The organism is Sulfitobacter sp. 1A12779, from assembly GCF_043557315.1.
Taxonomy (GTDB): Bacteria; Pseudomonadota; Alphaproteobacteria; order Rhodobacterales; family Rhodobacteraceae; genus Sulfitobacter; species Sulfitobacter faviae.
Map to the genome: position 1 here is coordinate 122,626 of NZ_JBIFFU010000010.1, position 13,613 is coordinate 136,238.

The following is a 13,613-nucleotide window of genomic DNA, read 5'->3' on the forward strand; positions in this document are numbered from 1 at the left end:
CTATTCGTACATGTCGTGATTGGGGCCGGCCATGCCAGCGTCGGTGAAAGGCCTCTGGATCAGCTTGGCCAGCAAGAGCAGAACCATCAGCCCCGCACCAAGAGGCAGACAGAAGCGACCGGGCCAGACGGTCACCGCCGCCATGCCCATGGATTGCTCGCCGATGAGGTATTTTTCGACGGCATCGATCCAGGTCTGCCAGGTGAGCAGCCCGTAGAACACCGCAGACAGCGCCAGAGCCAGCATGTCGAGAGCGGTCCTCGCCCCCGTCGGGAGCAGATCGTGGATCAGGTCGACCTTGATGTGCTCGTTGGTGTATTCGACGAAGGGAAGCGGCAGAAAGACCAGCCCGACCATGTAATAATACGACACGTAATCCACCGTGCCCGGCAGGGGCTCGGCGATGAACTGGCTCAGGATGACATCGAGCGTGACGTGGACCATCATCAGGGCCGCCAGGGCAGTCGCAATATAGGTGATAATCCGCGACACCCTGCCAAGTCGTGCAATGACTGTTTCCATCACTATCTCTTCCCTGTCGTAAAAAGGGCCAATCCGCTTGGTCATACGCCACGGAAAACCGGTTTTCTCTTGCTCAGAAAGGCGTCGATGCCTTCGGCGTGATCCGCGCTCTTGATGATTTGCCCCTGAATGATGGCTTCTGTTTCAAGAAAGCTCTCCAGAGACGGTTGCATCGCGGCGCGCATCAGCCGCTTGGTACCGGCCAGGGCAAAGGTTGGCCCCGCGGCCAGGTCTGTCGCATAGTCCAGGGCCGCCCGGTCGAGGGCATCATCGGGATGAACCTGGCTTGCCAATCCCAGGCTCAGGGCTTCATCCGCCGGCACCATCCGCGCTGAGAAGGCAAGGTCCGTCGCACGTTGCCGACCGATCAGATTCTGAAGGAAAAACGCCGCGCCGCCATCGGGGGCCAGCCCGATCTTGCGAAAAACCTGACCGAATCTTGCCGTCTCGGAGAGCAGGATAACGTCGCAGGCGAGCGCCATGCTCAGACCGATCCCGACCGCCGGACCGCGCACCGCGGCAACCACAGGCTTCTCGCAATTGAATATGGAAAGGATCATCTGGTGCGCCCTGTACAAGCGCGCCCGATCACCCCAGACATCGTCCTTGCCCATGGTCGAAATATCCGCACCCGCACAAAAAGCGCGGCCCTCGGCCCGCAGTAATACGGCGCGAATCCGCGGGTCAGTTTGGATATCGCGAAACGCGTCCAGGAGTTCGACGCGCATGTCGAGGGTCAGCGCATTCAGCTTGTCGGGCCGGTTCAACGACACGACGGCCAGACCTTCTGAGTGTTCCACAGTGATATCGCTTGTCATGACCACCCCTCCCTTTGGCGAAGATTCGTCAGTCAGTGAACAGCGCCCGAGCAATCCCGTTCTTATGTATCTGGGTCGTTCCCCCGGTGATCGTCAGCATCCGCACATCCCTCACCATCCGCTCCAACGGAAGCGAACCGAAATAGCCGTAGCCACCGAACATCTGCATGGCGTCATGGGTGACGCGCTGTGCCATTTCGGTGGCCTGAACCTTGGCGATCGAAGACAATGTTGGATCGGGCTGGCCGCGGTCGATCAGCGACAGCGCCGTATAACACAACGACCGCGCGGCCTCGATCTGCACCTTCATGTCCGACATCATCCATTGCAGCCCCTGCATCTCGGACAGCGCCTTGCCGAATTGCCGGCGGGTCTTCATGTAGTCGCGTGCAAGGTCGAACGCCCCCTCGGCGACACCAAGCGCCAGTATCCCCATGCCGACGCGCGTGGCGTTATAGACACCCAGCGGGCGGACAAAGCCGCTGGAGTTGCCGGCCAGCCCTTCGGTCACGACGTTTTCGGACGGCACCCGCACATCGTCGAAATGGATCTCGCATTCGTTGCAGCCGCGCGCGCCCATCTTCTGTTCAAGAATATGGACCGAAACGCCGGGGCTTTTGCGGTGCACCAAAACGGTTCCGATGCCTCGCGCGCCTTTGCTTTCGCAGAACCGAGCATAGACCAGAAGGTAATCGGCCCTGTCGCCGAAAGTGGTAAAGATCTTGCCGCCGTTCAGCACAAACCCGTCCCCGTCCGGGCGCAGCGATGTCGTCACCGCGGTGGCGTCCGACCCGGCCTCGGGCTCGGACCAGGAGATCGCGCATTCGATCTCGCCCGCGGCGAAGCGGGGCAGGAAAGCCTGCTTCAACGCCTCGCTGCCGCAGGTGGCGATGATCCGGGGCGAGACGTTCTGATCGTGAACGATCAGCGCGGTATTGAAATCCACCTTGGCCAGTTCTTCGATCACGAGATAGCAATCCACCAGCGGCGTACCGCCACCGCCGTATTCTTCGGGAATGGTCATGCCCAGATAGCCAAGCGCGCCCAGGCGATGGTGGTTTTCCTCGGGGTAGATGCCGTCGCGGTCCCAGCGTGCGGCGCGGTCCCGGAATTCCCCGAGCGCCAGTTTGCGCGCGGCATCCTTGAGAGCGACCTGTTCTGTCGTTAGCAACGAGGGATGCATCCGCCCTACCCCCGCCGCTGGTCGAAGCTGTGGCCGTAGACCATGGCGGCGATCGTATTGCGCAGGATTTCGACGGTGCCACCGCCAAGCGCGAAGCCGCGCGCGTCACGCACCATACGTTCCAGCGGGTATTCGCGCGTGTAACCATTGTGACCGTGGATCTGCAGCGCTTCGTTCGTGACCCTCTGCGCCATTTCGTTGGCGTAAAGCTTGGCCATGGTCGCATCCATCGGATCGGGAAAGCCGTTCGGCGCGGGGTTGGTCGCGGCCCGATAGACCATCAGACGCGCAGCATGGATCTGTGTGGCCATGTCGGCGATTTTCCATTGCAGGCCCTGGAATTCCTTGATCGGGCGCCCGAACTGATGGCGAATCTCGGAATACGACTTTGCAGCATCGAAAGCGCCCTGCGCCAGCCCCACGCACATCGCTGCGTTGCCCACCCGCTCGGGTCCGAAACTGCTCATCAACAGCGCGAAGGAGCGCGAGCTTTCCGGGTCCCCTTCGACCAGCACATCCTCGGGACCGGCCTTGTAGTTTTCAAGGATAATCTCGGCCTCGGTCAGCCCCCGGCCACCCATCTTCAGCGATATGTGGCCGATCCGCGCGCCCGGCTTCTTCAGATCGACGACAAAGGCACCAATCCCCTTCGCCCCGCTGGCCTTGCCGAAACGGCAGAAGACCAGCGCATAATCGGCCACATGGGCGCCCGTGGACCAGCATTTGTTGCCATTCAGCACCCATCCGTCGCCGTCCCTTGTGGCCGTGGTGCGCAGGTCTGTCACCGCCGACCCCGCCTCTGGCTCGCTGATGGCGATTGCGATGAATTTCTTGCCGGCCGCCATGTCTGGCAGGAACCGCTTTTTCTGCTCGTCGCTGCCCAGAACGCTGATTGCCCGGGATGGGCCGTTCAGGTAGAGTTGCGAGACCAGCGCCGTGTTGAAACAGACCCGCGCCATTTCTTCCAGAAACACCGTGCCCTGGATCACTGGCGCGCCGGAGCCGCCGTATTCTTCAGGGATGAACATTCCCAGATAGCCAAGTTCGGCCAGCTTGTCGCGGTTCGCGGCTGGAAACTCTTCGGCTTCGTCCCAATGGGCGGCCCTGGGAGCAAACTCGCGCTCAGCCAGCTTGCGTGCCTCGTTGCGAAAATCCTCCAATTCCGGATCGAGCTTGAACATGTCAGTAGGTGTCCTTTGATTGAGCAGAGGGCAGGTCCTGTTCCAGCGCGGCCAGGATGCGCGCCGTATCGGCGCCTACGGTTGGTGCGGGGATAGGGGCGACCTGTGGGTGAGCCGCGAAACGCATCGGCAGCCCTGGAACAGGGACCGTGCCCAGGTCTGGATGCGGAAGGTCATGGATCATGCCGCGGGCGCGCATGTCATCGTCCGACACCACCTCAGCGAGCGTGCGCACCGGGGCGCCCGGCACATGTGCGCTGCTCAGGGCCGCGAAAATCTCGGCGCGGGTCTGACTTGAGGTCCACGCCGTCACCCAGCCATCGACTTGGGCACGCCGCGCGCAGCGCGCGGGTCCCGCGGCCAGTTCGGGATCTTCGGCCAGATCAGGGCGACCCATGGCCCGGGTCAGCTGCTGCCAGTGGCGATCATTCAGGCACATGATGGCCACCTGCCCGTCGCGCGCCGGAAACAGGTCGTAGGGTGCGACCTTGAGCACGGCCTGACTGTTGCCGGCCCGGTCGGCGAACCCGTCAGGCGCCAGCAGATAGCTTGCGATATTCGACGCCAGCGCGTGGTGCGTGACGTCCTGCATCGCGATCTGGACAAAGTCCCCGCGCCCTGTCGCGCCGCGCGCATGCAACGCCGCCATAATGCCACCAAAAAGGTGGATACCGCCCAGAAAATCGGTGATCGCTGCGCCGCATTTCACCGGCGGACCATCGGGAAACCCGGTCACCGACATCAGCCCGGTCAGGGCCTGAATAGGAAAATCCATCGCCGGCGCATCGCGATAGACGGAATCGGCCGCGTAACCCTTTCCTGACCCCATGACCAGGCGCGGATTGCGGGCACAGAGTGTTTCCCACCCCAGCCCCAGTTTCTCCATCGTACCGGGACGGAAATTCTCGATTAGAACATCGGCCGAATCTGCCAGCGCCAGCAGGGCGCTGCGCCCGCCCTCGGACCCCAGATCAAGCGTCACGCTCTGTTTGCTGGAATTGAGCATCATCGCTGCGGGGTTCTCGCGCCCGCCCGCGATGCCGCGGATACTGTCGCCGCCGGGCGGCTCGACCTTGATGACCTCGGCCCCCATGAGCGCGAACATCAGACCGCAATAGGGCCCAAGGTAGACCTGCCCGAGGTCGATCACCCGAAGACCGGCCAGCGGGCCACAATCGGGCGCCGCGTTCATGATCCGACAAAGCCCGGCGGGCGCTTTTCCTTGAAAGAGGCGACCGCCTCGCGGTGATCTGCGGTCTGCATGATATGGGCTTCGGCGGTTGCCTCGATCTCGAGATAGGTCGCGAAATCGCAATCCATGCCACGGTTCAGCATCGACTTGCCCAGCCCAAAGGCTCGGGTCGGCCCTTCGGCCAGACGCACGGCCAGCGCATCGGCCTCTGCGTCGAGCGCGTCTTCTTCGTGGATTGCGTGGACGATCCCAAGGTCGTGCGCCTCTTGGGCATCGATCACCTGGGCCGTCAGGAACATCGCCTTCGCCCGCTGCGTCCCGACCGTCCGCGCCAGCAAGTAAAGCCCGCCACCGTCGGGCACGATCGCCACGCGCGCATAGGCCTGGCAAAAGCGGGCCGAGGGCGCGGCCAGGATCACGTCAGCCAGAAGCGCAATGTTGAACCCCACGCCAAAGGCCGGCCCGGCAACCGCCGCGACGACCGGCTTTTCAAGATCATATAGCATCCGGGTTACGCGGTGCTGTTGTTTCATGCGGTCCCGCATGGCCACAGGCGAAGAACCGGCGAAGGTGCTGATATCGCCTCCGGCGCAAAACGCGCCCCCGGCACCCGTGATCAACAGCGCGCGCACGCGGTCATCGTCGCGCACCTGGGTGACGATGCGTTCCATCTCTTTGCGTGCGTCTTGATCAAGGGCATTCTTCTTCTCGGGAAAATCGAAAGTCATCCGACCAACGCTTTCCGAGCGGCTGTAGAGCAATGGCACCGCTTCCTCCTCCCAGGAATGGGCTAGCATGGAACACGATAGGAGTGGCATTGAGCGACGGGCAATAGTCCGGTGCGGAAAATCAGACATGTGTAAAATTCACCCGTTCTGTGTATTTCCTTGCGGTCTGCTGGCACGTTTTTTCGGCTTCCCTTCCCATGCGCGCCCGTCACGGCTACGGGCCTCGGCACCCCCTGTTGAAACAGCAAAGAAGAAATAGACAATGTACTCCGACACCCCTCTCGGCCGCTTGCGCCTGCCTGTGATCTGCTCGCCCATGTTCCTGGTGTCCGGGCCGGATCTTGTCGTCGCCCAGTGCAAAGCCGGCGTCATCGGCAGCTTTCCGGCGCTGAACGCACGCGAGTCCGAAGGTGAACCGCCGCTGCTTGAAGCCTGGCTCAAGCGCATCACTGAAGAGCTTGACGCGCACAATCAGGCCAATCCCGATCGGCCCGCCGCGCCATTCGCGGTCAACCAGATCGTCCATCGATCGAATGATCGGATTGAGCGGGACGTCGAAATATGTGCGCGCTGGAAAGTGCCTGTCTGGATCACATCAATGGGCGCACGGGAAGACGTCAACCAGGCGGCACATGAGTGCGGCGGCACTGTACTGCACGATGTAATCAACAACAAATACGCCAGGAAAGCGATCGACAAGGGCGCCGACGGCCTGATCGCGGTCTGCGCCGGCGCTGGCGGCCACGCCGGGGCCTTGTCACCCTTTGCGCTGGTTCAGGAAATCCGGGAATGGTTCGATGGTCCGCTTGCCCTGTCCGGGTCCATCGCGACCGGGCGCTCAATTCTGGCGGCGCAGGCCATGGGTGCGGATTTTGGGTATATCGGATCCCCCTTCATTGCCATGACCGAGGCGGTCGCGTCGGAGGAGTACAAGCAAATGATCGTCGAAGGCGGGGCCGATGATATTGTCTATACCGACTATTTCAGCGGCGTGCATGCCAACTATCTGAAACCGTCGGTGCGGGCGGTCGGTCTCGATCCGGACAACCTGGCCGGGATCGGCAACAAACTCGATCTGGCCACCGGCGACATTCGCCCCAAGGCCTGGCGTGACATCTGGGGCAGCGGTCAGGGGATCGGAGCGGTGAAAGAGGTGATGACCACGGCGGACTACGTCGACCGTCTCGACCGGGAATACCAGGTCGCCAAAGATGCGCTCTGTTCCTGACGAAAGAGGGCGGCCGGTTGCCCGGCCGCCCATCTGTTTCTGCGGTTGTCGCGAATGATCGAGACCCGATCTTAGCGGTCCTTTTGGTTGACGATCAGTTCTGCATTTTCGGGTAGTTCCGAAACAATGTTCACTTCGTCGACACGAATTCGTGTATGCAGTTTGAAGTTTTTGGCGGCGGCTGCTTCCGCAGCAGAAGCGTCGGCACCGTCTTCCAGCACAAGCGAGAGGCGGATCATGTCGCGATCGTTCTCGCGCGTTACCACGGCCTGCGCGGCCTTTGCGCCCGGCGTGCCGATGACAACTTCTTCAACCACGCGCGGATAAACGAAAATCTCGCGCACTTTGACCGCTGCCCCGACCCGTCCCTGCAATGCTGAAATCCGGCTGACGGTGCCATCCGCGTTGCTTTCCAGGGCAAAGGCGCTGTCGCCGGTGCCGAACCGGATCATCGGCCAGGTGGCATCGCGCGCGGTCACGACAACCTCGCCCGGTTCGCCATGGGCGACCTGTTCGCCGCTGACCGGATCGCAGATCTGCACCACGCGGTCGGGATGAACCAGATAGCCTTCGCCGCCATCCTCATAGGCGACAAGGCCTAGATCGGCGGTGGCATAGGCGGCCCAGGTGGACACGCCGTATTCGGCCTCGATCCGGCGGCGCTTGGCCATCCAGTCGCCCATCTCACCGCCGAGGAAGGCTGTCTTCACCTTCCATGCGTCGCGGCCATAGGTTTCGATCACCTTGTCCGCCAGCGTCAGGAAAAACGCGGTCGAGGCGCAGATCGAAGTCACGCCGGTTTCGACGATGATCTGCGCCTGAAGCTCGGTATTGCCCACGCCGCCGGGAATCACCGTGGCACCTGCGGCCTGTGCCGCTTCGTCGAACAGCAAGCCTGCGGGCACAAGATGATACATCCAGGTGTTCAGGATGATATCCCCCGGCCCCACGCCTGCCGCCTTGAAAAGCAGGTCCAGGCCATGACCTCCCTCGCCCGAAAGGGCCGGCTCGAAAATTGGGCCAGGGGACACGTAGATCCGTCCAATATCCTTCAGATCCGAGGCAAGGAATCCGCCGAAAGGCGGGTTCTCGCGCTGGATCTTCAGAAGCTCTTCTTTTTTCATCACTGGAAGTCGCGAGAGGTCCGCCACCGATGTGACGGCTGCCGGATCGAATCCGGCAGCCGTAAATCGCGATTTCAGGCCAGGAGCTTTTTCGGCCGCAGCGGCATAGGCTTGCGCTATATCTTTGTAGATATCATCAGACATTTCCATGCCTCCTCGTCCAATCGGGCGTTAAAGCGGGCAGTCCTTGCGGAAGTTTGGCGCGCGCTTCTCGCGGTGCGACAACACACCTTCCTTGACGTCCTCGCTCATAAAACCAAGCATCTCCAGCGCGGTCGACGCATCAAAGATCGGCCCGGCCTGGCGCAGCCAGTTGTTCAGCGAATACTTGGTCCAGCGGATCGCGCTTTGCGAGCCGTTGGCCAGTTCGACAGCCGTGTCCAAAGCGATCTGCTGAAGCTCGTCATCCTCGACGCACATTGACACCAGACCGATGCGCTCGGCCTCTTCGCCCGACACCGGCTTGCAGGTCATCAGATAGTATTTCGCCTTGGCCATCGAGGTCAGCAGCGGCCAGATAATCGCCGCGACATCGCCAGCGGCAACGCCCAGACGCGGATGACCATCGACAATCTTTGCCCGTTTCCCGGCGATCGAGATGTCGGCCAGGATGGCAACCACAAGGCCCGCGCCTGCCGCAGGGCCATTGATCGCGGAAATGATCGGCTTGTTGCAGTTGATGATGTTGTAGACGAGATCCTTGGCTTCTTTCCACGTCTTCATGATCTCGTGCGAGTCGCCGATCATCTTCTCAATCAGGCTGAAATCGCCGCCCGCCGAAAACGCCTTGCCCGCGCCGGTCACGATGACCGCGTTGATGTCGGGGTCGCGGTCGATGTCGATCCACATGTCCGTCATCTGGGTGTGGGTTTCGGCATCGACCGAGTTGAATGTCTCGGGCCGGTCGAACGTGATGCGCAGGACGCGATCCGCCGGGTAGTCAAATTTCAGTTTGTCGTACTTTGCGTAACGCTCCGACATAGGTCTTTTCCTCCTCAGGGTATGGGTTCAGCCAGGCAGTCCCAGGACGGCCTTGGACAGGATGTTTCTTTGGATTTCGTTCGATCCACCGTAGATCGTGGTAGGTCTGGCCTTGTAGAAGCTCGACAAAACGTCGACGCTAACATTGCCAACCTGAAGCGGCCCGATGGAGCCGCCATCGGGACCGGCTGCTTCGATCATCAGCTCGGTGATGCGCTGGAAGCATTCAGTCACCCAGATCTTCAGCATGGACACATCCGCACCGAGCGTCTCGCCACGTTTGAGCTGATCTGCAAAACGGGCATAAAGCGCGGCATGATCTTCCACATCCAGTGCCGCTTGGGCAAAGCGGTCACGGAACACCGGATCGTCAAACGCGCCACGGCCACGGGCAAAGCTTTCAAGCTGTCCCAGAGCGTTCTGGGCCAGACTTGGCGAGCCGATGAAGATGCGCTCGAAGCTCAAAAGCGCCTTGGCCATCGTCCAGCCCTTGTTCAGTTCGCCGACCAGGTTTTCCCGGGGAGTGCGGGCATTGTCGAAGAACACCTCGCAAAATTCGGTCTCACCCGAAAGGGTGGTGATCGTGCGCACCTCGATCCCCGGCTGATCCATCGGAGCAAGAAGGAAACTGATGCCCTGCTGTTTCTTCGGCGCATCGGGATCGGTGCGCACCAGCATGAAGATGTGCGTGGCATCATGCGCCATCGTCGTCCAGATCTTCTGGCCGTTAATGACGAAATCGTCGCCGTCAATTTCCGCGCGTGTGCGCAGATTGGCAAGATCGGACCCGGCACCGGGCTCGGAATAGCCCTGGCACCAGATGTCCTCGCAGCTCAGAATACGTGGCAGCCAATAGTCTTTCTGGTCCTGGGTGCCGAATTTGATGATCAGGGGCCCGACCATCTGCACGCCCATGTCGCGACCGCGATTGACGCCCCAGCGCTGCTGCTCTTCATAAAAGATCAGCAGCTTAGCAGCGTTTAGGCCCATACCGCCGAATTCAGCGGGCCAGGCTGGCGCAACCCAGCCCTTGGCGTGAAGCTTGCGGTGCCAATGTTCGATCTCGGCGAACTTCGGTCGGTGCGGCAGGTGGCGCAGCTCTTCGGGATATTCCGCCTCGAAGAACGCGCGCACTTCCTTGCGGAAATCCGCATCGCTCATTGCGTTCCAGTCGGTCATTGTGCGGCTCCTTCCTGTTCTCGCGCCTCGAACCAAAGCCGTCTGTGGTAGGCGTCATCGCCCAGCCAAGCGGACAGAACCAGCGCTCGGTTCAGATAAAGCCCGATGTCGAACTCGTCGGTATAACCGACGGCCCCGTGCAGCTGGATGGCGTCGCGCGTGATCTTCTTGGCGGCGGTGACCGCGCGAGCCTTGGCCCGGCTGGCAAGCCGCGCCCGGACTTTTGGATCGGTTTCGCTGTCCATCTGCGCAAGCGCCTCCCGCACTCCGGCCTGCGCGACCTCGCACATCACGTTGAGGTCGACGGCACGGTGCTGGATGACCTGGAATGATCCGATCGGCTTGTCGAACTGCTCCCGCGTCTTGATGTAGTCGAGCGTGATCTCGAAGGCGCGCTCGCTCACGCCGACAAGCTCGGCCGCGGCAAGCGCCGTTGCATCGGCGACAGCCTCGGCCAGTGCAGTGAGAACCGCACCGCTGCTGGCCAATTCCGCGGCCGGAGTTCCCGAAAACGAAAGCTCGCCCAGAGAGCTGCCATCCGCCTGCGTCCGCTTGTCGATGACAAGCCCCTGCGCGTCTGCCTCAGCCAGAACCAGAACCGGACCATCATCCTGTTCGGCCACGACAAGGAACCCGTGCGAACCGATCGCACCGACGACCCAGGCCTTGCCACCGGTCAGCTTTCCGTCCGCGTATCGGCAGGTCGCATCGGCAGGCGCCCCGTCGGGGCCGCGTTCCTGCCAGGCAACCGCCAATGAAATTTCGCCGCCGATGAGCTGTGCCATCTTCGGATGATCCGGACAAAGGCGGCGCAGAAGGCCGAGGCTCAGACCTATCGTCGACACGACCGGTTCCGGGGCAAACACACGGCCGACTTCCTCGGCGATGACACCCCCGGCGGCTAGGCCCATGCCAAGCCCGCCCTGATCTTCGGGCACCGCCACGCCGAAAACACCGGCCTCGGCCAGTTCCCGGACCATCTCCGGATCGAAACCGCCCCCGGCATCACGGAGTTGTCGGGCTCTGTCACTTCCGCCCGCCCGTTCAAACAACGTGCGCACGCTCTCGCGCAACAGGCGAAGGTCTTCTTGTTCGCTGGAAAGGAACTCAGTTTGTGTCATTTTGTTTTCGCTGGATCATCACAGGGGTGTCGGTCGAAAAAACGACCTCGCCCTCGGGGTTTTTGGCGCTGAGCGTATAGTGCAAAACACCTCTGTCGGGCTTGCTTTTTGACGGTGTGACCGAGTTGACCGTCAGTTCGACATCAAGGGGTTCGTTCGGGTGCACAGGCCGCAGCCAGCGCAAATTGTCAAAGCCCATGCCGCCGATATTGGCAACATCGACCATCATCTCGGTCATGACCGGCTTGAACACCTCAAGCATGGTCTGAAAGCCCGAGGCGATCAGGCTGCCATGTATGGCGGTTGCATAGTCTTCATCGGTGTGCAGCCGCTGCGGATCCCATTCCTTGGCAAAGGCCTTTATCGAATCCGCGCTCATCGGAGCGCTGCGAAAGCGATAGACTTGGCCCGGCGAGAAGTCTTCCAGATACCTCAAGAGGCACCCTCCTTTGCGAAACCGTCATCGTATCCGCTCGCATCCTTGGATATCCGGATGCGGTTGAATTCTTCCAGCTTCGGATAGGTTTCCTTGAACGCCATCAGGAACTCACCCATCGGCGCGTCGAAATAGAGACCACGGTCGTTCACATATTCCATGTGCCGGTGATTCTGTTCGTCGAACTCATGAAAGAGCGCGTCGTGATAGCCGTCGAAGACCAGGGGTTTGACCCCGAATCTTTCACACAGTTCCATGTTGAATGCAGGTGTCACCTTGTAGGCCTCATTCCCCAACCACAGCTGAACATAGCCGTGGTAGATAAAGAGATCGGTCCCCATCAACTCCTGCAACTTGGGTGTATTCAGGTGGTTGCGCACATCCGCGAACCCCAGAGCGGCGGGGATACCCACAGCACGCAAACAAGCCGCCAGAAGAATTGCCTTGGGAACGCAAAACGCCGCTTCCGCGCCAGCGATACGGCTGGCACGGTAAGAGTCCTCATCCAGCGCAAAACAATAGGGATCATAGCGAATATCGTCGCGCACCGCTTCGAACAGGCGGATCGCCTTGTCTCGATTGGTTGCGTCCACAGGAAGATCACGCAAAGCCGATGTCACGAAACCCTGCACTTCCACGCTATCGCTTTCCACAAAGCGCGATGGCATGACATAACGCTCAGCTTCAGTCGGCAGGTCATCGTCAGACTTGTCCATTGGCCCCCCCTTTTTCTAACAAATGTTAGATTACCGATTCAAATCCTGCCCGTCAACGGGATTTACTCTGTTTTCGGTTGGTCCACGCCATAACGCGGATTGTCTTCGCCCAGAGTGGCTGCAACTCCGACCGAATTTCCGGAAGAACGGAACTCCGGGGCAATTGGCAGCGGCAAAGCGGGCGCGTCCCGGCCGGAGATTTTTACGGTCCGCCCGAACACGTCACGCGCTTTGAAATGCGGGTCACGCGCCGCCTCGGCGGGCGTCTTCACGACCGAACAGCAGCAATCTGCCGCAGCCAGCAAAGGCTCCCAATGGGTCGAGGGGTGTTCCCTCAGACGACGTGCAACCTCTGCGGCACAGGCATTTGGATCGGACCAGTCATCGCGAAGGGCCACAGGCAAACCAATGACATCGCAGAACGACTGCCAGAACTTTTCTTCCAACGCGCCGACGGCGATCTGACGCCCGTCCGCAGCCGTATAAAGCCGATACCGGGCCAGGCCACCCGTCAGACGGCTGCCACCGCTTTCGATGTTCTGCCCGGCAATCACACCTTCGGCATGGGCCCAATAGGCAAAGGCGAACGCCCCCTCGGCCATTGCGATATCCAGATGCGTCCCCTGCCCGCTTGCCTGCCGCGCAATCAGGGCCAGCAGGATATTCATCACCGCAGGATAGGTTCCGCCTCCGATATCGGCGACCAGCCCGAACGGGGCTGTTGGCTGGTCATCCGGTCCGCGACTGAGCGACAGGATACCCGCATCACCGACGTAGTTGAGATCGTGGCCGGCGGCGCTGGCCTTTGGTCCGGTCTGGCCATAGCCGGTGATCGAACAATAGATGAGACCGGGATTGATCTTTCGCACCGCTTCATAACCAAGCCCCAGCCGGTCCATCACGCCGGGACGAAACTGCTCTACCAGAACATCGGCCTTCTCGATCAAGGGGCGCAGACGTTCCACTGCGCCCCTTGACTTGAGGTCGATGGCCACCGATCGCTTGCCGTGGTTCAACACAGCAAATCCGATGCTCTCTCCGTCGATCTTTGGCTCCGTGTGGCGCGCGTCCTCGCCGGCTCCGGGCCGTTCGAACTTGATCACTTCGGCGCCAGCCTCGGACAGCATGAGCGTCGCCATCGGACCGGGAAGAAGTGTGCTGAAATCCAGCACCAGGATATCCTTGAGCGGTTGAGCCATCTTCA

The 13,613-nt window shown here is 61.1% G+C and carries 14 protein-coding genes; 1 reads left to right on the forward strand and 13 read right to left on the reverse strand.

Annotated features, from left to right (window positions below; genetic code table 11):
• Genes ACGYLQ_RS13265 through ACGYLQ_RS13290 form a run of 6 tightly spaced genes read right to left on the reverse strand, consistent with a single transcriptional unit; the run spans position 1 to position 5,663 of the window.
• The gene (locus tag ACGYLQ_RS13265; RefSeq protein WP_027264331.1) at positions 1-522 is read right to left on the reverse strand and encodes a TRAP transporter small permease subunit; all 522 of its coding nucleotides are present in this window, start codon (positions 520-522) and stop codon (positions 1-3) included.
• 41 nt (positions 523-563) lie between these two features.
• Positions 564-1,340, reverse strand: coding sequence for an enoyl-CoA hydratase/isomerase family protein (locus ACGYLQ_RS13270; RefSeq protein ID WP_027264330.1), 777 nt, complete (start codon positions 1,338-1,340; stop codon positions 564-566).
• Between the two features lie 28 nt (positions 1,341-1,368).
• Positions 1,369-2,511: an acyl-CoA dehydrogenase family protein gene (locus ACGYLQ_RS13275; RefSeq protein WP_027264329.1), complete on the reverse strand. Its 1,143-nt coding sequence runs from the start codon at positions 2,509-2,511 to the stop codon at positions 1,369-1,371.
• A 17-nt stretch (positions 2,512-2,528) separates the two neighbouring features.
• Positions 2,529-3,704 (reverse strand): acyl-CoA dehydrogenase family protein, encoded by a 1,176-nt coding sequence (locus ACGYLQ_RS13280; protein WP_027264328.1) that lies wholly within the window; start codon positions 3,702-3,704, stop codon positions 2,529-2,531.
• 1 nt (position 3,705) lies between these two features.
• A complete protein-coding gene (locus ACGYLQ_RS13285) occupies positions 3,706-4,896 on the reverse strand; it encodes a CaiB/BaiF CoA-transferase family protein (protein WP_027264327.1) in 1,191 nt (396 codons plus the stop codon).
• Positions 4,893-5,663 carry an enoyl-CoA hydratase/isomerase family protein gene (locus tag ACGYLQ_RS13290; protein ID WP_223228104.1) on the reverse strand — a complete coding sequence of 257 codons (771 nt, stop codon included), beginning with the start codon at positions 5,661-5,663 and terminating at the stop codon, positions 4,893-4,895. Before ACGYLQ_RS13290 ends, ACGYLQ_RS13285 begins: the two co-directional genes overlap by 4 nt.
• A 223-nt stretch (positions 5,664-5,886) precedes the next feature.
• Here ACGYLQ_RS13290 and ACGYLQ_RS13295 point away from each other — a divergent pair, with 223 nt between their 5' ends.
• A complete protein-coding gene (locus ACGYLQ_RS13295; protein WP_027264325.1) occupies positions 5,887-6,852 on the forward strand; it encodes a nitronate monooxygenase family protein in 966 nt (321 codons plus the stop codon).
• A 71-nt stretch (positions 6,853-6,923) separates the two neighbouring features.
• Here ACGYLQ_RS13295 and ACGYLQ_RS13300 read toward each other — a convergent pair whose 3' ends face one another.
• From ACGYLQ_RS13300 to ACGYLQ_RS13330, 7 genes are all read right to left on the reverse strand, one after another.
• Positions 6,924-8,120: a phenylacetate--CoA ligase family protein gene (locus ACGYLQ_RS13300; protein WP_223228105.1), complete on the reverse strand. Its 1,197-nt coding sequence runs from the start codon at positions 8,118-8,120 to the stop codon at positions 6,924-6,926.
• Between the two features lie 27 nt (positions 8,121-8,147).
• Positions 8,148-8,957 (reverse strand): enoyl-CoA hydratase/isomerase family protein, encoded by an 810-nt coding sequence (locus tag ACGYLQ_RS13305; RefSeq protein ID WP_027264323.1) that lies wholly within the window; start codon positions 8,955-8,957, stop codon positions 8,148-8,150.
• Between the two features lie 27 nt (positions 8,958-8,984).
• On the reverse strand, positions 8,985-10,136 hold the full coding sequence (locus ACGYLQ_RS13310; protein WP_027264322.1) for an acyl-CoA dehydrogenase family protein: 1,152 nt from the start codon (positions 10,134-10,136) through the stop codon (positions 8,985-8,987).
• Positions 10,133-11,257, reverse strand: a complete 1,125-nt coding sequence (locus ACGYLQ_RS13315; protein ID WP_027264321.1) for an acyl-CoA dehydrogenase family protein — start codon at positions 11,255-11,257, stop codon at positions 10,133-10,135. Before ACGYLQ_RS13315 ends, ACGYLQ_RS13310 begins: the two co-directional genes overlap by 4 nt.
• Positions 11,244-11,693, reverse strand: a complete 450-nt coding sequence (locus ACGYLQ_RS13320; RefSeq protein ID WP_027264320.1) for a MaoC family dehydratase — start codon at positions 11,691-11,693, stop codon at positions 11,244-11,246. Before ACGYLQ_RS13320 ends, ACGYLQ_RS13315 begins: the two co-directional genes overlap by 14 nt.
• Positions 11,690-12,409: a transglutaminase family protein gene (locus tag ACGYLQ_RS13325; protein ID WP_027264319.1), complete on the reverse strand. Its 720-nt coding sequence runs from the start codon at positions 12,407-12,409 to the stop codon at positions 11,690-11,692. Before ACGYLQ_RS13325 ends, ACGYLQ_RS13320 begins: the two co-directional genes overlap by 4 nt.
• 62 nt (positions 12,410-12,471) lie before the next feature.
• On the reverse strand, positions 12,472-13,608 hold the full coding sequence (locus ACGYLQ_RS13330) for a CaiB/BaiF CoA-transferase family protein (RefSeq protein WP_027264318.1): 1,137 nt from the start codon (positions 13,606-13,608) through the stop codon (positions 12,472-12,474).
• Positions 13,609-13,613: the final 5 nt, after the last annotated feature.

Bases quoted from the DNA above. Each gene is read 5' to 3' on its own strand.
- ACGYLQ_RS13265 (WP_027264331.1), bottom strand. From the start codon at position 522: ATGGAAACAGTCATTGCACGACTTGGCAGGGTGTCGCGGATTATCACC.
- ACGYLQ_RS13270 (WP_027264330.1), bottom strand. From the start codon at position 1,340: ATGACAAGCGATATCACTGTGGAACACTCAGAAGGTCTGGCCGTCGTG.
- ACGYLQ_RS13280 (WP_027264328.1), bottom strand. From the start codon at position 3,704: ATGTTCAAGCTCGATCCGGAATTGGAGGATTTTCGCAACGAGGCACGC.
- ACGYLQ_RS13285 (WP_027264327.1), bottom strand. From the start codon at position 4,896: ATGAACGCGGCGCCCGATTGTGGCCCGCTGGCCGGTCTTCGGGTGATC.
- ACGYLQ_RS13295 (WP_027264325.1), top strand. From the start codon at position 5,887: ATGTACTCCGACACCCCTCTCGGCCGCTTGCGCCTGCCTGTGATCTGC.
- ACGYLQ_RS13300 (WP_223228105.1), bottom strand. From the start codon at position 8,120: ATGTCTGATGATATCTACAAAGATATAGCGCAAGCCTATGCCGCTGCG.
- ACGYLQ_RS13305 (WP_027264323.1), bottom strand. From the start codon at position 8,957: ATGTCGGAGCGTTACGCAAAGTACGACAAACTGAAATTTGACTACCCG.
- ACGYLQ_RS13310 (WP_027264322.1), bottom strand. From the start codon at position 10,136: ATGACCGACTGGAACGCAATGAGCGATGCGGATTTCCGCAAGGAAGTG.
- ACGYLQ_RS13315 (WP_027264321.1), bottom strand. From the start codon at position 11,257: ATGACACAAACTGAGTTCCTTTCCAGCGAACAAGAAGACCTTCGCCTG.
- ACGYLQ_RS13325 (WP_027264319.1), bottom strand. From the start codon at position 12,409: ATGGACAAGTCTGACGATGACCTGCCGACTGAAGCTGAGCGTTATGTC.
- ACGYLQ_RS13330 (WP_027264318.1), bottom strand. From the start codon at position 13,608: ATGGCTCAACCGCTCAAGGATATCCTGGTGCTGGATTTCAGCACACTT.